Source organism: Pseudocitrobacter faecalis, from assembly GCF_965231525.1.
In the GTDB taxonomy this organism is placed as follows: domain Bacteria; phylum Pseudomonadota; class Gammaproteobacteria; order Enterobacterales; family Enterobacteriaceae; genus Pseudocitrobacter; species Pseudocitrobacter faecalis.
The window spans coordinates 764,846-784,583 of record NZ_CBDDNJ010000002.1 but is presented as its reverse complement, the minus strand read 5'-3'; the positions used below and the strand labels follow the sequence as shown (position 1 = coordinate 784,583).

17 protein-coding genes are annotated in these 19,738 nt (G+C 54.9%); 3 read left to right on the top strand and 14 right to left on the bottom strand.

Annotated elements, in window-relative coordinates:
- Positions 1-39: 39 nt before the first annotated feature.
- The 5 genes from glnB to purL all read right to left on the bottom strand — a co-directional run bounded on the left by glnB (position 40) and on the right by purL (position 8,522).
- Complete coding sequence (gene glnB, locus ACOXYR_RS04380; RefSeq protein ID WP_003860685.1) at positions 40-378, bottom strand: nitrogen regulatory protein P-II; 339 nt, start codon at positions 376-378, stop codon at positions 40-42.
- A gap of 67 nt (positions 379-445) precedes the next feature.
- Positions 446-1,783 carry a two-component system response regulator GlrR gene (glrR, locus tag ACOXYR_RS04375; protein ID WP_421355718.1) on the bottom strand — a complete coding sequence of 446 codons (1,338 nt, stop codon included), beginning with the start codon at positions 1,781-1,783 and terminating at the stop codon, positions 446-448.
- Positions 1,780-2,505: a two-component system QseEF-associated lipoprotein QseG gene (gene qseG, locus ACOXYR_RS04370; RefSeq protein ID WP_421355717.1), complete on the bottom strand. Its 726-nt coding sequence runs from the start codon at positions 2,503-2,505 to the stop codon at positions 1,780-1,782. The genes glrR and qseG overlap by 4 nt, the downstream gene beginning before the upstream one ends.
- Entirely contained in the window at positions 2,502-3,893 is a 1,392-nt protein-coding gene (gene qseE / locus ACOXYR_RS04365) for a two component system sensor histidine kinase QseE/GlrK (protein WP_421355770.1), read from the bottom strand. Before qseE ends, qseG begins: the two co-directional genes overlap by 4 nt.
- A 741-nt stretch (positions 3,894-4,634) precedes the next feature.
- Complete coding sequence (gene purL, locus ACOXYR_RS04360) at positions 4,635-8,522, bottom strand: phosphoribosylformylglycinamidine synthase (RefSeq protein WP_421355716.1); 3,888 nt, start codon at positions 8,520-8,522, stop codon at positions 4,635-4,637.
- Between the two features lie 256 nt (positions 8,523-8,778).
- On the opposite strand from purL, the gene mltF reads away from it, so the two are divergent.
- Positions 8,779-10,335: a membrane-bound lytic murein transglycosylase MltF gene (gene mltF, locus ACOXYR_RS04355; RefSeq protein WP_421355715.1), complete on the top strand. Its 1,557-nt coding sequence runs from the start codon at positions 8,779-8,781 to the stop codon at positions 10,333-10,335.
- On the opposite strand, the gene tadA is transcribed toward mltF, so the two are convergent.
- Together tadA and yfhb are read right to left on the bottom strand one after the other, a co-directional pair.
- Positions 10,329-10,868, bottom strand: coding sequence for a tRNA adenosine(34) deaminase TadA (tadA, locus tag ACOXYR_RS04350; protein ID WP_350436424.1), 540 nt, complete (start codon positions 10,866-10,868; stop codon positions 10,329-10,331). The two genes, mltF and tadA, sit on opposite strands and share 7 nt — an antisense overlap.
- A gap of 27 nt (positions 10,869-10,895) precedes the next feature.
- On the bottom strand, positions 10,896-11,531 hold the full coding sequence (gene yfhb, locus ACOXYR_RS04345) for a phosphatidylglycerophosphatase C (RefSeq protein WP_189622660.1): 636 nt from the start codon (positions 11,529-11,531) through the stop codon (positions 10,896-10,898).
- A 229-nt stretch (positions 11,532-11,760) separates the two neighbouring features.
- Between yfhb and ACOXYR_RS04340 the strand changes: the two genes are divergently transcribed.
- On the top strand, positions 11,761-12,609 hold the full coding sequence (locus ACOXYR_RS04340; protein WP_015963399.1) for a MurR/RpiR family transcriptional regulator: 849 nt from the start codon (positions 11,761-11,763) through the stop codon (positions 12,607-12,609).
- Between the two features lie 85 nt (positions 12,610-12,694).
- Complete coding sequence (locus ACOXYR_RS04335; RefSeq protein ID WP_015963398.1) at positions 12,695-12,955, top strand: YfhL family 4Fe-4S dicluster ferredoxin; 261 nt, start codon at positions 12,695-12,697, stop codon at positions 12,953-12,955.
- Here the strand turns inward: ACOXYR_RS04335 and acpS are convergent.
- From acpS to lepA, 7 genes are all read right to left on the bottom strand, one after another.
- Complete coding sequence (gene acpS / locus ACOXYR_RS04330) at positions 12,952-13,332, bottom strand: holo-ACP synthase (protein WP_113857832.1); 381 nt, start codon at positions 13,330-13,332, stop codon at positions 12,952-12,954. The two genes, ACOXYR_RS04335 and acpS, sit on opposite strands and share 4 nt — an antisense overlap.
- Positions 13,332-14,063 (bottom strand): pyridoxine 5'-phosphate synthase, encoded by a 732-nt coding sequence (gene pdxJ / locus ACOXYR_RS04325; RefSeq protein ID WP_113857831.1) that lies wholly within the window; start codon positions 14,061-14,063, stop codon positions 13,332-13,334. The genes acpS and pdxJ overlap by 1 nt, the downstream gene beginning before the upstream one ends.
- Before the next feature lie 115 nt (positions 14,064-14,178).
- Positions 14,179-14,886: a DNA repair protein RecO gene (gene recO / locus ACOXYR_RS04320; protein WP_421355714.1), complete on the bottom strand. Its 708-nt coding sequence runs from the start codon at positions 14,884-14,886 to the stop codon at positions 14,179-14,181.
- 11 nt (positions 14,887-14,897) lie between these two features.
- Entirely contained in the window at positions 14,898-15,803 is a 906-nt protein-coding gene (gene era, locus ACOXYR_RS04315; protein ID WP_421355713.1) for a GTPase Era, read from the bottom strand.
- Positions 15,800-16,480 carry a ribonuclease III gene (gene rnc, locus ACOXYR_RS04310; RefSeq protein ID WP_015963393.1) on the bottom strand — a complete coding sequence of 227 codons (681 nt, stop codon included), beginning with the start codon at positions 16,478-16,480 and terminating at the stop codon, positions 15,800-15,802. Before rnc ends, era begins: the two co-directional genes overlap by 4 nt.
- Positions 16,481-16,696: 216 nt before the next feature.
- A complete protein-coding gene (lepB, locus tag ACOXYR_RS04305; protein WP_421355712.1) occupies positions 16,697-17,671 on the bottom strand; it encodes a signal peptidase I in 975 nt (324 codons plus the stop codon).
- A gap of 16 nt (positions 17,672-17,687) precedes the next feature.
- Positions 17,688-19,487 carry a translation elongation factor 4 gene (lepA, locus tag ACOXYR_RS04300; protein WP_421355711.1) on the bottom strand — a complete coding sequence of 600 codons (1,800 nt, stop codon included), beginning with the start codon at positions 19,485-19,487 and terminating at the stop codon, positions 17,688-17,690.
- Between the last annotated feature and the right edge of the window lie 251 nt (positions 19,488-19,738).

Genomic DNA, 19,738 nt, shown 5'->3' with positions numbered 1-19,738 from the left:
TCTCCCTGCGGGAGAGGGTTAGGGTGAGGGGCCGCGGTGTTAAATCGCCGCGTCGTCCTCTTCACCTGTACGAATACGGATCACGCGCGCCACGTCAAAGACAAAGATTTTGCCGTCGCCGATTTTGCCGGTCTGAGCTGTGCGAATAATGGTATCCACACAGGTATCAACGATATCGTCGCTGACCACAATTTCAATTTTGACTTTCGGCAGGAAGTCCACCATGTATTCCGCACCGCGATAGAGCTCGGTGTGGCCTTTCTGACGACCAAAGCCTTTCACTTCCGTTACCGTCATGCCGGTAATACCTACTTCCGCCAGCGCTTCACGTACATCATCCAGTTTGAAGGGTTTAATAATCGCATCAATTTTTTTCATGGTGTTCCTGTTTTTCAGTCGCGTAACCGGTTGCTCACCGTATCATAAATCACGCAAAAGTACGGTGCTACTCTTTAAAATCATTTGCGTCCAGTTCGTGGCGTGAGAGCAGCTTGTAAAACTCCGTGCGGTTACGCCCCGCCATTCTCGCCGCATGCGTCACATTCCCTTTGGTGATTTGCAGCAGCTTGCGCAGGTAGTTGAGTTCAAACTGGTTTCGCGCTTCCACAAAAGTTGGCAGTGCGGTGTTCTCGCCCTCTAAAGCCTGATCGACCAGCGCGTCGCTGATCACCGGCGACGACGTCAGCGCCACGCACTGTTCAATTACGTTCACCAGTTGACGCACGTTGCCCGGCCAGTTGGCTGCCATCAGCCGCTTCATGGCATCGGTGGAAAACGCGCGCACGAACGGTTTGTGGCGGTCGGCGGACTGGCGCAATAGATGGTTTGCCAGCAGCGGAATATCTTCCGTGCGCTCGGCAAGCGTCGGAATTTTGAGGTTGACCACATTAAGGCGATAAAAGAGATCTTCACGGAACTCGCCGCGCGCCATCGCTTTTGGCAGGTCGCGGTGAGTCGCGGAGATAATCCGCACGTTAATGTCGAGGTCGCGGTTGCTGCCCAGCGGGCGGACTTTGCGCTCCTGCAACACACGCAGCAGTTTGACCTGCAGCGGCGCAGGCATGTCGCCAATCTCATCGAGGAACAGCGTGCCGCCTTCCGCCGCCTGAAACAGCCCTTCCCGATTACTCACCGCGCCGGTAAACGCCCCGCGCGCGTGGCCGAAAAGTTCCGATTCCAGCAACTGTTCCGGTAATGCACCACAGTTAATCGCGACGAACGGTTTATTGCTACGCGGGCTGGCGTTGTGAATCGCCTGCGCCAGAATCTCTTTCCCGGTACCGCTCTGGCCGTTAATCAGCACGCTAACATCCGACTGCGCCACCATTTGTGCCTGCTCCAGCAGCCGTAACATAATCGGGCTGCGGGTGACGATGGACTCCCGCCAGCGCTCGTCCACCGCCGGCGCGGTTCGCGCAAGCGCTTCATCGATGGCTTTATACAGCGCGTCTTTGTCGACCGGTTTGGTCAGGAAACTGAATACGCCCTGCTGGGTGGCTGCCACGGCATCCGGAATCGAGCCGTGAGCGGTGAGGATAATCACCGGCATACCCGGCTGCACTTTCTGGATTTCACTGAACAGCTGCAAGCCGTCCATTTCATCCATTCGCAGATCGCTGATAACAAGGTCGATACGCTCTTTTGCCAGCACGCGCAGCCCCTGCTGCCCGCTCTCTGCGGTATCCACCTGATAACCTTCACTGGTCAAGCGCATCCCCAGCAGCTTCAGCAGCCCGGGGTCGTCATCCACCAGCAGCAGGCGAGCTGTTTTCCGTGGTGTCATTGTTTCTCCTCCGAATCAGCGGGCGTATCCGTACCGTGTGTGCTGTCCGGGTTAAAACCGGACGAGGGTTTTCGGCTGGAGAGCTGGCGCTCTATGTCGGTCAGGTTTTGCAGCTTGCGGGTCGTCAGATCAAGTTCGCCCTTCAGCGCCTGCTGCTGCTGGCGCAGTTCATCCAGCGCGGCATCGCTCGTTTCCTGAAGCTTACTGTAGCGCGTGCGCTGGTCAGACAGCTTCAGTTGCAGCATCTGATTATCGCGCCACACCTGGTAAAGTGGACGGATGCGCGTTGGAATTTGTGCACTTTTGGCATCAAGGCGTGAAACGATCAGCTGGCGTTCGGACGGCGTGATTTTGGCATTGGCCAGCAGCACACCACGCTTGAAAGCATCTGACCAGCTTTCATCGCCTAATTGGTTAGCCTGCGCCCGCGCCTGCGTGGGCGTGAGACGTTCGGCGCAATCCATGCCGCGTAGCCAGTACAGCGGATTGTTTTCCGCGACGGTTCCATCAAGCGTCCAGAGCTCGTCACAGGTGGTCGACAGGTAATCCGCCACCTGTTCATGAGGAACTTTCTCTGCGCTGACGCCGCCAATATGCGGCGTCAGGCCAGAGCTACAGCCGACGAGCGCCAGACAGGATAAGCCCGACAACCAGAAGCGGCGGACACCCTGTACAACGCTCGTACTTAAAAAGTGGGACATATGCACCCGATATGTAGTCATGAGTTTGTTTTATCCGGCCCGGGGACAGGGAGTTCAATGCGAAAACAGATATCGCCCGCACTATCGTCAATCAGATGAAGCTCGCCGTGCATCTTACGCACGCAATCTCGGGCAATACTCAACCCCAGGCCACTGCCCTTCACGGCCCCTTTCCGCTGGCGACTGCCCTGGAAAAAGGGCTCAAAAATCATTGTCTTTTCGGCATCCGGGATCGGCGTCCCGGTATTGGCCACATCAATAGCGATTCGCCCGCTGGAGACGTGGCTACGGATATAAATGTTACCGGATTCAGTACCATAGTGCATCGCATTGGAGTAGAGATTGTCCAGTGCACTCATCAATAGCGTCGATTCTGCCAGGCATGCCGGGGCTTCCAGCGCGACCTGGGTATGCATCATTTTAGCTCGCGCCGGCAAACTGTGCGCAGAAACAACGGCTTCCACCAGCGGGGTCAGTTCCACGCGGCTCATGGGCACCGCGCCATCGCTCAGTTTGCGGTTGTAATCGAGCAGTTGTTCAATCAGCTTTTGCAGATTACGGCTGCTATCGTCAAGGATATCCACCACCTCTTTTTGCTCCGGCGTGAGCGGGCCGACAACCTGATCTGCCAGTAATTCGGTTCCTTCACGCATGCTGGCGAGCGGCGTTTTAAGTTCGTGAGAGAGATGGCGTAAAAACTGGTGGCGCTGTGACTCCAGCCAGGAGAGCCGATCGCTTAACCAGACGATACGCTGGCCGACCGACCGCAGTTCGCGCGGGCCTCGGAAGGACACGCCCTCTTTGAGGGTCTCCCCCTCGCCGAGACGATTAATCATACTCTCAATGCCTTTGACCGGGCCGATGATCATGCGGGTAAACAGTAACACCATCGCGAGGCTCACCAGGAACAGCACCAGTGCTTGCCATCCGAAGAACTGACCCCGCTCGGCTATTTCCTGCTGCAACTGCTGGCCGCGCGAGAAGACCACCGTACGCGTCGCCTGCACCATTTCGGTATTAGCATTGGCAAACGCTTCCAGTTTGCTGGCCGCCTGCTTTTCCGGGCCGCTATTGTGGCATTGAAGCTGAGCCAGATCGTTCAGATCCTGTCTTAACGCCTGATACAGTTTTTCATCGGGCAGCACGCCCGCATGCGCGTCGAGCATATCGCTGTAGCGCTTACGCTGACTCTGGTAAACCCGCGCCAGCGTCGGGTCATCGAGCACACAGTACTGGCGATAACTGCGCTCCATTTCCAGCGCAATATTGGTCATTGCTTCGCTGCGACGTGCGTCAATCAGGGTGGTACGGTTGGTTTTTTCCGCCTGCGCGCTGAGCGCATTCAGGCTCTGCCATGCCTGCCAGGCCAGCACCAACAATGGCAGCAGGATCAACAGAAACGCCAGCATAACCAGCTGTCGCAGCGAACGGGGAGAAAGAGAGACGCGTTTCACAAGGAGTTCCCAAAAAATCAACCTGTAAGGATGCTAACTGAGGAAGTGACGCGGGGAAAGGCAGAAATAACAAAGCCGGGTCGAAACCCGGCTTTGTTATGGAATAAGGCGGTGCCTAACTCAACGTTTCGCCCGATGGTTGATATGCAAAGATATCAGAAGCTGGACGGCAGGCACCTTGTTGTGCGTCATTCGAAGTTTATGTAGCACGTCCCGAAGGGGCTGACATAAGAGGGTGAATGAGCCACTGAGCAAATAAATGCAGGATGCGTGCCAACATGGAAAATAAAATGTTAACTTTATGATAATTAAAGATAATGTTAATTATATCACTTATTGTAGAAATGATTACTTTTTGCGCTTTGCGTCGCTAATTAGCAACACTTTATGCACCATTAATTAAAATAGATTTAAATCAATAAGTTAAATGTCGCCTTTTAGAGACACCCTTAATAAGGATTGTCTGTCATTCACGACACCTGAAAACGCCATCCAACAAAAAAGCCGCTTTCGCGGCCCCAGATTGCTGACAAAGTGCGCTTTATTCTTGCCGGATGCGGAGTAAACGCCTTATCCGGCCTACAAAATCGTGCTAATTCAATATATTGCAGAATCCTTGTAGGCCTGATAAGCGTAGCGCATCAGGCAATTTTGCGTTTGTCATCAGTCTCAGGCCGCTTTCGCGGCCCTTTTCACTTAACCTAACTGCTTGCGCGCATTGCGGAAGATGCGCATCCACGGCCCGTCCTCGCCCCAGTTTTCCGGGTGCCAGGAGTTCGCCACGGTACGGAACACACGCTCCGGGTGCGGCATCATGATGGTGACGCGACCGCTTTCGTTGGTCACTGCGGTGATCCCGTTCGGAGAACCATTCGGGTTCGCCGGATAGGTTTCCGTCACCTTGCCGAAGTTATCAACGTAGCGCAGCGCCACCAGCCCTTTGCTTTCCAGCGCGGCCAGATGCGCCGCATCACGAACTTCCACGCGCCCTTCACCGTGAGAAACAGCAATCGGCATCTGCGAACCGACCATTCCCTGCAACAGCAGCGACGGGCTTTGCGTCACTTCGACCAGGCTGAAACGCGCTTCAAAACGGTCAGAGTTGTTACGCACAAAGCGCGGCCACAGGTCGCTGCCTGGGATCAGTTCGCGCAGATTAGACATCATCTGGCAACCGTTGCACACGCCCAGCGCCAGCGTTTGCGGACGATGGAAGAAGGTTTCGAACTCATCACGCACTCGGTCGTTGAACAGGATGGACTTCGCCCAGCCTTCGCCCGCGCCCAGCACATCACCGTACGAGAAGCCGCCGCAGGCGACCAGCGCATCAAAACGCGCCAGCCCGGTGCGCCCGGCCAGCAGGTCACTCATGTGCACGTCGATGGCATCAAAGCCCGCACGCTGGAACGCTGCGGCCATTTCAACGTGGGAGTTGACGCCCTGCTCACGCAATACCGCCACCTGAGGACGCGCGCCCTTCGCAATATACGGCGCAGCGATATCCTCGCTGATATCAAAGGTCAGTTTAACGTTCAGGCCTGGATCGTTATCGTTGGCTTTCGCGTTATGCTCCTGATCGGCGCTTTCCGGGTTATCACGCAGACGCTGCATCTGCCAGGTGGTTTCCGCCCACCACATACGCAAGGTGGTGCGGCTTTCGCTAAAGACCGGCTGACCGTTAGCGGTCAGCACAAAGCGGTCACCCGCGACGGCGTTACCCAGATAGTGCACACAATCACCGAGGCCGTGTTTTGCCAGCAGCGCTTCAACCGCCTCTCGGTCAGCCGCGCGAACCTGAATAACCGCCCCCAGTTCTTCTGTGAACAGCGCAGCCAGACGGTCGTCGCCCAGCGCGGCGATATCCGCCTCAACGCCACAGTGACCGGCAAAGGCCATCTCTGCCAGCGTCACCAGCAGGCCGCCGTCGGAACGGTCGTGGTATGCCAGCAGTTTACGTTCTGCCACCAGAGCCTGCATCGCGTCGTAGAAGCCTTTCAGCTGCGCGACGTCACGCACATCAGCCGGTTTATCGCCCAGTTGACGATAAACCTGCGCCAGTGCGGTGGCACCCAGTGCGTTATGGCCCTTGCCGAGGTCAATCAGCAGCAGGGCGTTATCTTCCGTGGAAAGCTGCGGGGTGATGGTATGACGCACATCTTCTACACGGGCAAACGCAGAAATCACCAGCGACAGCGGCGAGGTCATCTCACGCTGTTCGTTACCTTCCTGCCAGCGGGTTTTCATCGACATAGAGTCTTTACCCACCGGAATGGTCAGGCCCAGCGCCGGGCAAAGTTCTTCGCCTACCGCTTTCACCGCTTCGTACAGACCCGCGTCTTCGCCAGGGTGACCGGCGGCAGACATCCAGTTCGCCGACAGTTTGATGTGTTTGATATTGCCAATTTGCGTCGCCGCAATGTTAGTCAGCGCTTCCCCTACCGCCAGACGAGCGGAGGCCGCGAAGTCGAGCAACGCAACCGGGGAACGTTCACCAATCGCCATCGCTTCACCGTAGTAGCTGTCGAGGCTGGCGGTAGTGACCGCGCAGTTCGCCACCGGGATCTGCCACGGGCCAACCATCTGATCGCGTGCCACCATGCCGGTAACGGTACGGTCACCGATGGTCACGAGGAAGGTTTTTTCAGCAACAGATGGCAGGTGCAGAACACGGTTAACCGCATCGGCAATGGTAATGCCTTCACGAACCAGCGCGTCGCCTTTGGCTTTCAGCGTGGTGACATCGCGGGTCATCTTCGGCGTTTTGCCCAGCAGCACGTCCAGCGGCAGGTCGATAGGCTGATTGTCGAAGTGTTTGTCATTCAGAGTGAGGTGCTGTGCTTCGGTCGCTTCGCCAATCACCGCGTACGGCGCGCGTTCACGCTTACAGAGTTCATCAAACAACGGCATCTGGTCAGGCGCAACCGCCAGCACGTAGCGCTCCTGCGATTCGTTACACCAGATTTCCAGCGGGCTCATCCCTGGTTCGTCGCTCAGAATGTCTCGCAGTTCGAATTTACCGCCGCGTCCACCGTCGCTCACCAGCTCCGGCATCGCGTTTGAAAGGCCGCCCGCGCCAACGTCGTGGATAAACAGAATCGGGTTCGCGTCGCCGAGCTGCCAGCAGCGATCGATCACTTCCTGACAACGGCGCTCCATTTCTGGGTTGTCGCGCTGGACGGATGCAAAATCGAGATCCGCATCAGATTGACCGGAGGCCATAGAGGAGGCTGCACCGCCGCCAAGCCCAATATTCATCGCCGGGCCGCCGAGAACCACCAGTTTTGCCCCCACGGTGATCTCGCCTTTCTGCACGTGATCGGCACGGATGTTGCCGATCCCGCCTGCCAGCATGATCGGTTTGTGATAGCCGCGCAGCTCTTCGCCGTTGTGACTGTTCACTCTCTCTTCGTAAGTACGGAAGTAGCCGTTCAGTGCCGGGCGACCAAATTCGTTGTTAAACGCCGCGCCGCCCAGCGGCCCCTCGGTCATGATGTCCAGGGCGGTAACAATGCGTTCCGGCTTGCCGAAATCTTCTTCCCACGGCTGTTCAAAGCCTGGAATGCGCAGGTTGGAAACAGAGAAACCGACCAGACCGGCCTTCGGTTTTGCACCACGCCCGGTAGCACCTTCATCACGAATTTCACCGCCGGAACCGGTTGCCGCGCCCGGCCACGGAGAAATCGCCGTCGGGTGGTTATGGGTCTCGACCTTCATCAGGATGTGCGCAGGTTCCTGGTGGAAATCGTAGCGACCCGTTTCGTGGTCGGCAAAATAGCGCCCCACTTCAGACCCTTCCATGACGGCTGCGTTATCTTTATAGGCAGACAGGACGTGATCCGGCGTGGTCTCAAAGGTATTTTTGATCATCTTGAACAGCGATTTAGGCTGCTGTTGACCGTCGATAATCCAGTCGGCGTTGAAAATTTTGTGTCGGCAGTGCTCAGAGTTAGCCTGCGCAAACATATAAAGTTCGATATCGTTCGGGTTACGCCCAAGCTTAGTAAAGGCATCCTGCAGATAGTCAATTTCATCATCTGCCAGCGCCAGCCCCAGACGCAGGTTAGCGTCAATGAGCGCCTGACGCCCTTCTCCCAGCAAATCCACGCTGGATACGGGTGCAGGTTGATGATGAGCAAACAGTTTTTCCGCATCCTGCAAGGAGTCGAAGACGCTTTCCATCATGCGATCGTGCAGCGCTGCCGCCACTTCGCGCCACTGCTCCGCCGTCAGCGTTGACGCTTCCACATACCACGCGACACCACGCTCCAGGCGCAGAACCTGATTCAGGCCGCAGTTGTGGGCGATGTCGGTTGCTTTTGAAGACCAGGGGGAGATGGTGCCAGGGCGGGGAGTCACGAGCAGTAATTTACCGGATGGCGTATGACTGCTAAGGCTGGGGCCATACTTTAACAGACGTTCAAGCCTGACTCGGTCTTCGTCGTGAAGCGGAGCATCCAGGTCGGCAAAATGGACATACTCAGCGTAAATATTGCTTACCGGGAGGTTGGCTGCCTGAAAACGTGCCAGCAGTTTATTAATACGAAATGCAGACAGTGCAGGCGAACCACGCAGAATTTCCATCATAAGTCTCTCGTCTTCTAAGCTTTCAGTGTGCGCAAGGGGGGAAAACGGGCGCTATTATAGATAATCCTGCGCCCTGACGAAACCGTTTGCGTAGAAATAAAATCACTTCCTGCTTTTACCAATAGATGTGACGTATCTCTCGAATTAGTTGCCAACTGGCGCAATCTTAAGCAAAATGCCGCTCATTCTGTTCCAAACCATAGTCTTCTTATGGTCACTGCACACAGTGATTTTGTTAGCGCAGAGAATTAACTATTTGAAAAAATTAAAGATTAATTATCTGCTGATCGGCATCGTTGCACTGCTGTTAGCAGCAGCCCTTTGGCCCTCCATCACCTGGATCAACCAACCGGCCAATCGCATTGCTGCCATTCAGGCGCGGGGAGAACTTCGCGTCAGTACCATCGTGTCACCCTTAACCTACTCCCGCGTTGACGATAAAGCGTACGGGCTCGACTACGCCCTGGCTGAACAGTTTGCTAATTACCTTGGCGTGAAGCTGAAAGTCACCGTGCGGCAAAACATCAGCGAACTGTTTGATGACCTTGATAATGACAAAGCAGACCTGCTGGCAGCGGGCCTGGTCTATAACAGCGAGCGCGTCAAAAACTACCATGCGGGGCCGGCCTACTATTCCGTTTCTCAGCAGGTGGTGTATCGCGTTGGCAGCTATCGCCCGCGATCGCTGGGCGAACTGAATGCTGATAATCTCTCCATCGCGCCGGGGCATGCGGTCATCAACGACCTTCAGGCACTGAAAGAGACGAAATATCCCGATATCAGCTGGCAGGTGGATGAAAAGCGCAGCAGCGAAACCTTAATGGAAGAGGTGCTGGCGGGCCGTTTGAATTACACCATCGCAGACTCGGTGGCGATCAGTCTTTTCCAGCGCGTGCATCCAGAACTGGCCGTGGCGCTCGATATCACCGACGAACAGCCGGTGACCTGGTTTAGCGTCAATGATGAAGACGATACGCTTTCTGCGGCGATGCTCGACTATTTCAACAGCATAAATGAAGACGGTACCCTCGCCCGACTGGAAGAGAAATACCTGGGGCATGGTGGCGATTTTGATTATGTCGATACGCGATCGTTCCTGCGTGCCGTCGATAGCGTGTTGCCAGATCTTCAGCCGCTGTTTGAGAAATACGCGAAAGAGATCGACTGGCGACTGCTGGCGGCTATCTCGTATCAGGAGTCGCACTGGGACGCTCAGGCAACCTCCCCCACCGGCGTGCGCGGCCTGATGATGCTCACCAAAAATACGGCCCAAAGCCTCGGCCTGACCGACCGTACCGATGCGGAACAAAGCATCGGCGGCGGCATGCGTTATCTGCTGGATATGATGGATAAAGTGCCGGATACGGTGCCGCAGGATGAGAAAATCTGGTTTGCTCTCGCGGCCTATAATATGGGCTACGCGCACATGCTTGACGCTCGCGCCTTAACGGTTAAACAGAAAGGAAACCCGGACAGCTGGACGGATGTGAAACAGCGTCTGCCGCTGTTGAGCCAAAAACCTTATTACAGCAAGCTCACCTATGGTTATGCGCGTGGACATGAAGCTTACGCCTATGTTGAAAACATCCGTAAGTATCAAATTAGCCTGGTGGGGTATCTGGCAGAAAAAGAGAAGAAAGTGGCCCAGGAGATGGCGATTGCCGCCGATTATCCGGCGGTAACGATGGACGAACTGAACCGTAACAATGCTGACTTCTTACCGTTTTTTTCCCTGTCGCCGCGTGATTACCTGCACAGCGTTCAAGGGTCGACGTCGAGCGAACTGGTCGACGCTGCGCATCCCCATCATTGATTCCCGGCTTTCTGCGCTTTGCGTAAGGCTTTAATCTGCTCGCGGCGTTCGCGGAAAAAATCACTCAACATACTGGCGCATTGATCGCGTAGTACGCCTTCAGTGACCTCGACCCGGTGATTCATCCCCGGATGATGCAGAACATCCATTAACGACCCTGCAGCGCCGGTTTTAGCGTCGCGCGCGCCAAACACCACGCGTCCAATGCGGCTATGCACCATTGCGCCTGCACACATCACACAGGGTTCCAGCGTAACGTACAGCGTGGCGTTAATCAGGCGGTAGTTTTGCAGCACCATGCCGCCCTGACGCAGCGCCATAATTTCAGCGTGAGCCGTTGGATCGTGGCGACCTATCGGGCGATTCCAGCCTTCGCCAATCACCTGATTATCGAGCACCAGTACCGCGCCAACCGGCACTTCCCCTTCATCCCAGGCGCGCTGCGCAAGCGTAAGCGCATGGCGCATCCAGTATTCATGGTTGAATTCATTGTCGGACAAAGCGGGCACTCCAGATGATAAATCGGGGCGCATTATACATAGAGAGAATGAGATTACCCACTATTCCAGCCGCTGTAGTTCACCGCGCGGCGTTACCCGCCAGCGGTGCTGGCAGAAATAGAGCAGCGGGTTATCCTGTTTACTGTCGCTGTACCCGCTAAACAGGCGCAGCGGCGTACCGATTTTGCGCTCCAGTTGCACCACTTTTTCATGGCCCAGACAGCGCAGCGAGAGCACCCAACCGCCATGAGCCCGTGTTATCTGACTGGCGATAAGATTTACGCGCGGTAGCCAGGGCGTATCAAAATAGACTTTCTCCACCAGCGACTGTGGTGAACCAGTGATCAGCCACACGTCGGCATCGGTACTGATGAGGTATTCGGTCAGGCGCTTATGAACCACCGGGAAAGTCACCACATTAGCGCGAAACCACGTGGCGAAATCGGCTTCCAGCGCGCGCAGTTTGGCTTCGCTGTGCCCAAAGGTACATCCCCACAGCAGCAAACTCATTGGCCAGCGCGCAGCGCGCCCTTTTACCAGCAGCGCGATGCCGATTATCGGCAGCAGCGGCAGCACCAGCAATGCATTAAGCGGCTGTCGCCGCAGCAGATAGCGCAGAAACGTGCCGAACATATCCTGCTGATGCAGCGTGCCATCCAGGTCGAAAAAAATAACTCGACGGGGGTCGTTTGCCAAACCAGACTCCTTTAAGCGATGAATTTCCGTTAACTCCTTACAAGCGTAACAGATAGCGCGGGTGATTTCTGGAAACATCACCTCAACGGCAAGATGCAAAAAGTGTTCAATATTTTGCGCCAGGTGGAATATTTAATTCAGGTTATTCCGTTATAATCGAATAATAATTCTTTCAGGCGAGCAGAATTGTTGTCGGGAGAGGTAGCGTAATTTTGCCCTTGAGGAGCGTATGAATTGTTTAATCCGTATTCGCCAGCGATATCCACATCTGGCGCAAAGTGATAAAAAACTGGCCGATTTTATCCTGGCGCAGCCTGACCTGGCGCGTCATCTCAGCTCACAGCAGCTGGCGAGCCAGTCGGGTGTCAGCCAGTCCAGCGTGGTAAAGTTCGCGCAAAAGCTGGGCTTTAAAGGTTTTCCGGCCCTGAAACTGGCGCTAAGCGAAGCGCTGGCCAGCAATCCGAATCCGCACTCTATTCCGGTACACAACCAGATCCGTGGTGACGATCCGCTGCGTCTGGTGGGTGAAAAGCTCATCAAAGATAATGTTGCCGCGATGCATGCCTCACTCGACGTCAACGACGAAGAGAAGCTGCTGGAGGCGGTGAACATGCTCCGCGGTGCAAGGCGCATCGTGCTGACCGGGATTGGCGCTTCGGGCCTGGTAGCGCGCAACTTTAGCTGGAAACTGATGAAGATTGGCCTTAACGCCGTCGCCGAGCTGGATATGCACGCCCTTCTCGCCAGCGTTCAGGCGCTGAGCGAAGGCGACCTGCTGTTAGCGATCTCCTACTCCGGCGAGCGCCGCGAGATAAACCTGGCGGCAGATGAAACCCTGCGCGCGGGCGGCAAAATTCTCGCCATCACCGGATTTTCGCCCAACGCGCTCCAGCAGCGTGCCACGCACTGCCTTTATACCATCGCGGAAGAGCAGGCGACGCGCAGCGCGGCCATTTCCTCTACCAGCGCGCAGATGATGCTGGCGGATGTGCTGTTTATGGGGCTGGTGCAACAGGATCTGGAAAACGCGCCGGATCGCATTCGCCATAGTGAAGCGCTGGTGAAGAAGCTGGTATAGCGGATTACCCCGGAAAAAGTATGGTCTGCGCAGAAAATGCGCGTATAATGCGCGGCCCGAATAGGTTGTTTCTGAGAGTTTCCTGATGGCGTTGTTAATCACCAAAAAATGCATCAACTGCGATATGTGCGAACCGGAGTGTCCGAACGAAGCCATTTCGATGGGTGATAGCATCTATGAGATCAATAGCGATCGCTGCACCGAGTGCATCGGCCATTATGAGACGCCTACCTGTCAGAAAGTGTGCCCGATCCCCAATACGATTTTAAAGGATCCGGCACACGTTGAGAGCGAAGAACAGCTGTGGGATAAATTCGTGGCGATGCATCACGCCGACAAAATCTAGCTTTCCAGAATGACCGTCGCACAGGCGTAGCGGCGTTCATCCGCCAGGGTGACGTGCATGTGCGCCACGCCCAGTTTTTCCGCCAGCTTCTGCGCTTCGCCCCACAGGCGCAGCTTCGGTTTACCCATTTCGTCGTTGTACACTTCAAACTGGTTAAACGCCAGGCCGTTGCGGATGCCGGTACCAAAGGCTTTTGCTGCCGCTTCCTTCACCGCGAAACGCTTGGCCAGAAAACGCACCGGTTGCTGATGCGTTTCCCAGATAGCCCACTCATTGTCGGTTAATACGCGCCGGGCGAGGCGATCGCCGCTGCGGGCAATCACCTCTTCGATACGCGCGATCTCGACAATGTCTGTTCCGAGCCCAAGAATCGCCATTATTTGCGCGCTTCCAGCATCAGGCGTTTCATTTCGGCAACAGCCTCTTTCAGGCCGGTCATCACCGCACGGCCAATGATGGCGTGGCCGATATTCAGTTCGTGCATTTCTGGCAGCGCAGCGATAGCTTTCACGTTGTGATAAGTCAGGCCATGCCCGGCGTTCACTTTCAGCCCCAGGCTCGCGGCATAGGTTGCGGCGTGAGCGATACGCTCCAGCTCTTTGGCCTGTTCTGTGTCAGTTTCAGCATCGGCATAGCAACCCGTGTGAATTTCGATATAAGGCGCACCGACTTCTGCCGCGGCTTTAATCTGCTCTTTATCGGCATCGATAAAAAGAGAGACCAGAATTCCTGCGTCGGCGAGGCGTTTGCAGGCATCGCGCATTTTGTCACGCTGACCAGCAACGTCGAGACCGCCTTCGGTGGTCACTTCCTGACGTTTTTCCGGCACCAGGCAGCAGAAATGCGGTTTAGTATCGACGGCAATGTTCAGCATCTCTTCGGTGACCGCCATCTCCAGATTCATGCGCGTGTCGAGCGTCTGACGCAAAATACGCACGTCGCGGTCGGTGATGTGGCGACGGTCTTCGCGCAGGTGAACGGTGATGCCGTCCGCCCCCGCCTGTTCAGCGATAAATGCCGCCTGCACCGGATCCGGATACGCCGTGCCGCGCGCGTTACGCAGGGTGGCAATGTGGTCAATATTGACGCCTAACAGTAATTCAGCCATGACAATCCTCGGTTTTTAGTTCGGTGTTCGTTTTCCCCTCACCCTAACCCTCTCCCAAAGGGAGAGGGGACCGGTTGTGCACAATGCCCAGTACGGTGCCGGTTCTAAGGGGATTTTATTTTTTTGGCAAAAACTGCCTGAATAATTCCCGGCTTTTTAGCGGTTTGCCACCAAGATACGGCTTCAGCGCCATACGGGTAAAGCGTTTTGCGGCACGCAGTGAATCCACATCCGGAAACTCACGGCTGGCCAGCGCTTTCAACTGATGGCCGGTAAAGGTGTAGTTGTCTATTACCACGCTGGCGATAAAGCCTTTCTCTTCGCGATAGCGATAGGTCATGGTGTCATCCACTTCCTCGCCGCTTCCCGCGCAGTGCAGGAAATCGACGCCATATCCCAGATGCCCCAGTAGCGCCAGCTCAAAGCGACGCAAAGCCGGTTCGGGCGAACCAGCGGTGCCCGCCAGCGCCTGAATGCAGTGCAGGTAATCGAAGAAGAGTTCAGAGAAACGGGTTTCATGCTCCAGTACGCGGGAAATAAGTTCGTTAACGTAAAGGCCGCTATAGAGTGTGATACCGCTTAGAGGGAGCGCCAGCGAAACGGCTTCCGCGCTGCGCAGGGTTTTGACTTCACCACGCCCGCCAAAGCGAACTAACAGGGGAGTAAAAGGCTGAAGCGCGCCTTTCAGATTGGAACGTTTGGAACGTGCGCCTTTGGCAACAAGGCGCACGCGGCCCGACTCTTCCGTGAAGACGTCCAGCATCAGGCTGGTTTCGCTCCAGGGGCGACTATGCAGGACGAATGCGCGCTGCCAGCCTTCCACTGAGTGTGCTCTTAAAGATCGTCGCCATAGCCAAGACTACGCAGTGCGCGCTCGTCATCAGCCCAGCCGGATTTTACTTTCACCCACAGTTCCAGGTGAACCGGGGCTTCGAACATTTCCTGCATATCTTTACGGGCTTCAATACCGATGGTCTTGATTTTGGAACCTTTGTTACCAATTACCATCTTCTTCTGCCCATCACGCTCAACGAGGATCAAACCGTTGATGTCGTAACCGCCGCGCTCATTAGACACGAAACGCTCGATTTCCACGGTAACGGAATATGGCAGCTCTTCGCCCAGGAAACGCATCAGCTTTTCACGGATGATTTCAGACGCCATAAAGCGCTGAGAACGATCGGTGATGTAATCTTCCGGGAAGTGATGAATCGCTTCCGGCAAATGCTTACGTACGATCCCGGCGATGGTATCGACGTTCAACCCGGTTTCTGCAGACATCGGTACGATATCGAGGAAGTTCATCTGGCTGCCGAGGAACTGCAGATGCGGTAGAAGATCTGCTTTTTCCTGCACGTTATCAACTTTGTTTACAGCTAGAATCACCGGCGCTTTGCCTTCGCGCAGTTTGTTCAGCACCATTTCGTCGTCCGGCGTCCAGCGAGTGCCTTCCACGACAAAAATCACCAGCTCAACATCACCGATAGAGCTGCTCGCCGCTTTATTCATCAGGCGGTTGATGGCGCGTTTTTCTTCCATGTGCAGACCCGGGGTATCGACATAGATTGCCTGATACTCACCTTCCGTATGAATACCGACAATGCGGTGACGCGTGGTCTGCGCTTTACGCGAGGTAATAGAAATTTTCTGCCCCAGCAGATTGTTCAGCAGGGTAGATTTGCCCACGTTCGGACGTCCGACGATGGCGATAAATCCGCAGTAAGTTTTGTCGTTGCTCATTCCAGCTCCAGTTTTTTCAACGCCTGTTCGGCGGCAGCCTGCTCCGCCTTGCGACGGCTGGAACCTGTGCCAACCACCGGTTCACTCAGGCCGCTAACCTGGCAGTGGATAGTAAATTCCTGATCGTGTGCTTCCCCACGCACCTGCACCACCAGATAAGATGGCAGCGGCAGATGGCGGCCTTGCAGATACTCCTGCAAGCGCGTTTTTGGATCTTTCTGTTTGTCGCCCGGGCTGATTTCGTCCAGACGCGTTTGATACCATGAGAGAATTAACTTCTCGACATTCTGAATATCGCTGTCGAGGAATACCCCGCCAATCAGCGCTTCAACCGTATCCGCAAGGATAGATTCGCGACGGAAGCCGCCGCTTTTCAGTTCACCCGGCCCTAAACGCAGACATTCGCCCAGTTCAAACTCACGGGCGATTTCCGCCAACGTATTCCCGCGAACCAGCGTCGCGCGCATACGACTCATATCGCCTTCATCCACACGCGGGAAGCGGTGATAAAGGGCGTTAGCGATGACGTAGCTTAAAATTGAATCGCCCAGAAATTCTAAGCGCTCGTTATGTTTGCTGCTGGCACTGCGATGGGTTAATGCCTGTTGCAACAACTCCTGATGAACAAAAGTGTAGCCCAGCTTCCGTTGAAGCCGATTAATTACGATGGGGTTCATGCGATACCAATAAATGAATGCGTCAAAAATTCAGCACACGAAACAGATCTGAAAGCACCAATACGGTTTCGTGTGCCGTGTCTATTAAGAAAGACATGTGTAACTTCGGGGGGATATTCTATACGCAACGACAAGGGATGTCGTTAGTTTGGAGAGATTTAACTGCTAAATAATTTATGCGGAGGCACTAATGCCCCCGCATAGGTCTGACAAGAATTAGTGGATACCGCCAATACGGCTTAAACGTACGCCGGTCGGCCATTCACCTTCCTGTTTTTCGAAGCTCATCCAAATGGCCGTCGCCTTGCCGACCAGGTTTGCTTCCGGCACGAAGCCCCAGTAACGGCTATCAGCGCTGTTGTCGCGGTTATCACCCATCATGAAGTAATGACCCGGCGGTACAATCCACGTAGCCGACTGTAAACCCGACTGGCGATAGTACATGCCGACCTGATCCTGCGCGATTGGCACAGTCAGAATGCGGTGATTAACATCGCCCAGCGTCTCCTGACGTTCAGTCAGGCGAATACCGTTTTCTTTGGTTTCACCTTTCGGTAATTCAAAGAAACCGCTGGTTGCTTCGCCACCGTTACGACGGGCAAAGGTCTGCACGAAATCGCTCGGCTCAACATTCGAGTAGGTCACCGGCAGCGCGTTACCGCATGCCTGACCAGAACTGCAATTCGGTTGAATCGTGACTTCTTTGCTGATCGGATCGTAGGTCACTTTATCACCCGGCAGGCCAACCGCGCGTTTGATGTAATCAAGACGCGGATCTTCCGGATATTTAAACACCACGATATCGCCACGCTTCGGGTGACCTGTTTCAATAATCGTTTTCTGGTAAATAGGATCTTTGATGCCGTAGGCGAATTTTTCCACGAGGATAAAATCACCAATTAACAGCGTCGGCATCATTGAACCGGATGGGATCTGGAACGGCTCATAAATAAAAGAACGCACGATGAGCACAATCGCCAGCACTGGAAATACGGACGCGCCGGTTTCCAGCCAGCCCGGTTTCGGGCCCACTTTTTTCAGCGTTTTTTTGTCCAGTGCATCTCCGGTTGCGACCTGCGCCGCAGCCTGACGTTCCCGACGTTTGGGGGCGAAGATAAATTTATCAACGCACCACAAAAGGCCCGTGACCAGTGTGGCAATCACCAGAATCAGGGCAAACATATTCGCCATGCCAACTCCTTAAGGATTATTTACCGTCTTTTCCGACGTGCAGAATGGCGAGGAAAGCTTCCTGCGGCAGTTCGACGTTACCGACCTGCTTCATGCGCTTTTTACCCTCTTTCTGTTTTTGCAGCAGTTTTTTCTTACGGCTGACGTCACCGCCGTAGCATTTCGCCAGGACGTTTTTACGCAACTGTTTTACCGTTGAACGCGCAATAATGTGGTTGCCGATGGCCGCCTGAATCGCGATATCAAACTGTTGACGAGGGATCAGATCTTTCATCTTCTCAACCAGTTCACGACCACGGTACGGCGCATTGTCGTTGTGGGTGATCAGCGCCAGCGCATCCACACGCTCGCTGTTGATAAGAACGTCAACACGCACCATGTTAGACGCCTGGAAGCGTTTGAAGTTGTAATCCAGCGACGCATAGCCGCGTGATGTTGACTTCAGACGGTCGAAGAAGTCGAGTACCACTTCTGCCATCGGAATTTCATAGGTCAGCGCAACCTGTTTACCGTGGTAAACCATGTTGGTCTGTACGCCACGTTTTTCCACGCAAAGGGTAATTACGTTGCCCAGATACTCCTGCGGCAGCAGCATATGACACTCGGCGATCGGCTCACGCAGCTCCGAGATGTTATTCAGCGGCGGCAGCTTGGACGGGCTGTCGACGTAGATGACCTCTTTGTTCGTGGTCTCTACTTCGTAGACTACGGTCGGCGCGGTGGTGATCAGATCCAGATCGTATTCACGTTCCAGACGCTCCTGAATGATCTCCATGTGCAGCAGACCGAGGAAGCCACAGCGGAAGCCGAAGCCCAGCGCGGTAGAGCTTTCCGGCTCGTAGAACAGAGAAGCATCGTTCAGGCTCAGTTTGCCCAGCGCATCGCGGAAGTTTTCGTAATCGTCAGAGCTTACCGGGAACAGGCCCGCATAAACCTGCGGTTTAACTTTTTTAAAGCCAGGCAGCGCTTTGTCAGCCGGATTACGCGCCTGAGTCAGCGTATCGCCAACCGGTGCACCCAGAATGTCTTTAATGGCACACACCAGCCAACCCACCTCGCCGCATTTCAGCTCGGTACGGTCAACCTGTTTCGGCGTGAAAATGCCCAGACGGTCGGCGTTATACACCTGACCGGTGCTCATCACTTTGATTTTGTCGCCTTTACGCATAGTGCCGTTTTTAATACGCACCAGCGAGACCACGCCCAGGTAGTTATCAAACCAGGAGTCGATGATCAGCGCCTGCAGTGGGCCTTCCGGGTCACCTTCCGGCGGCGGAATATCGCGCACCAGACGTTCCAGAACCTCGGTGACACCTACGCCGGTTTTCGCCGAGCAGCGCACGGCATCTGCCGCGTCGATACCGACGATATCTTCAATTTCTTCCGCCACGCGCTCAGGATCGGCAGCCGGGAGGTCGATTTTGTTCAGTACCGGAACCACTTCCAGATCCATTTCCATGGCGGTGTAGCAGTTTGCCAGGGTTTGCGCCTCTACGCCCTGCCCGGCGTCAACCACCAGCAGTGCGCCTTCACAGGCCGCCAGAGAACGGGAAACTTCGTAGGAGAAGTCGACGTGACCAGGGGTGTCGATAAAGTTCAGTTGATAGGTTTCGCCATCAGCTGATTTAAAGTCCAGGGTGACGCTCTGCGCTTTAATGGTAATGCCGCGTTCGCGTTCCAGATCCATCGAATCGAGAACCTGGGCTTCCATTTCACGATCAGAAAGGCCACCGCAAATCTGGATGATACGGTCAGACAGCGTCGACTTACCGTGGTCGATATGTGCAATGATCGAAAAGTTACGTATATTCTTCATATATTAAGATAATTATGCCTTACGAATACTTTGAGGCCGCTGTTCTGTGCCTGACGTTTTTGTCGTTCGAAAACGCCGCATTCTACACTACAACTGCGCAACCAGGAAATGCTCTTCCAGCAAGCATAGCGGTTCCGTTCGCGGCTTTCTCATACCAGATGTAAATAAAAATAATGCCAGTACGATCGCTGGCTGAGAGTGATGGCAAACGCAACACTGCATGATGCGCTACGCTTATCAGGCCTACCAGG

What these genes read in the sequence shown, in the direction of transcription:
- glnB (WP_003860685.1), bottom strand. Translation starts at nt 378, where the DNA reads ATGAAAAAAATTGATGCGATTATTAAACCCTTCAAACTGGATGATGTA.
- glrR (WP_421355718.1), bottom strand. Translation starts at nt 1,783, where the DNA reads ATGACACCACGGAAAACAGCTCGCCTGCTGCTGGTGGATGACGACCCC.
- qseG (WP_421355717.1), bottom strand. Translation starts at nt 2,505, where the DNA reads ATGACTACATATCGGGTGCATATGTCCCACTTTTTAAGTACGAGCGTT.
- qseE (WP_421355770.1), bottom strand. Translation starts at nt 3,893, where the DNA reads ATGCTGGCGTTTCTGTTGATCCTGCTGCCATTGTTGGTGCTGGCCTGG.
- purL (WP_421355716.1), bottom strand. Translation starts at nt 8,522, where the DNA reads ATGATGGAAATTCTGCGTGGTTCGCCTGCACTGTCTGCATTTCGTATT.
- tadA (WP_350436424.1), bottom strand. Translation starts at nt 10,868, where the DNA reads ATGCGCCCCGATTTATCATCTGGAGTGCCCGCTTTGTCCGACAATGAA.
- ACOXYR_RS04340 (WP_015963399.1), top strand. Translation starts at nt 11,761, where the DNA reads ATGAATTGTTTAATCCGTATTCGCCAGCGATATCCACATCTGGCGCAA.
- ACOXYR_RS04335 (WP_015963398.1), top strand. Translation starts at nt 12,695, where the DNA reads ATGGCGTTGTTAATCACCAAAAAATGCATCAACTGCGATATGTGCGAA.
- acpS (WP_113857832.1), bottom strand. Translation starts at nt 13,332, where the DNA reads ATGGCGATTCTTGGGCTCGGAACAGACATTGTCGAGATCGCGCGTATC.
- pdxJ (WP_113857831.1), bottom strand. Translation starts at nt 14,063, where the DNA reads ATGGCTGAATTACTGTTAGGCGTCAATATTGACCACATTGCCACCCTG.
- era (WP_421355713.1), bottom strand. Translation starts at nt 15,803, where the DNA reads ATGAGCAACGACAAAACTTACTGCGGATTTATCGCCATCGTCGGACGT.
- rnc (WP_015963393.1), bottom strand. Translation starts at nt 16,480, where the DNA reads ATGAACCCCATCGTAATTAATCGGCTTCAACGGAAGCTGGGCTACACT.
- lepB (WP_421355712.1), bottom strand. Translation starts at nt 17,671, where the DNA reads ATGGCGAATATGTTTGCCCTGATTCTGGTGATTGCCACACTGGTCACG.
- lepA (WP_421355711.1), bottom strand. Translation starts at nt 19,487, where the DNA reads ATGAAGAATATACGTAACTTTTCGATCATTGCACATATCGACCACGGT.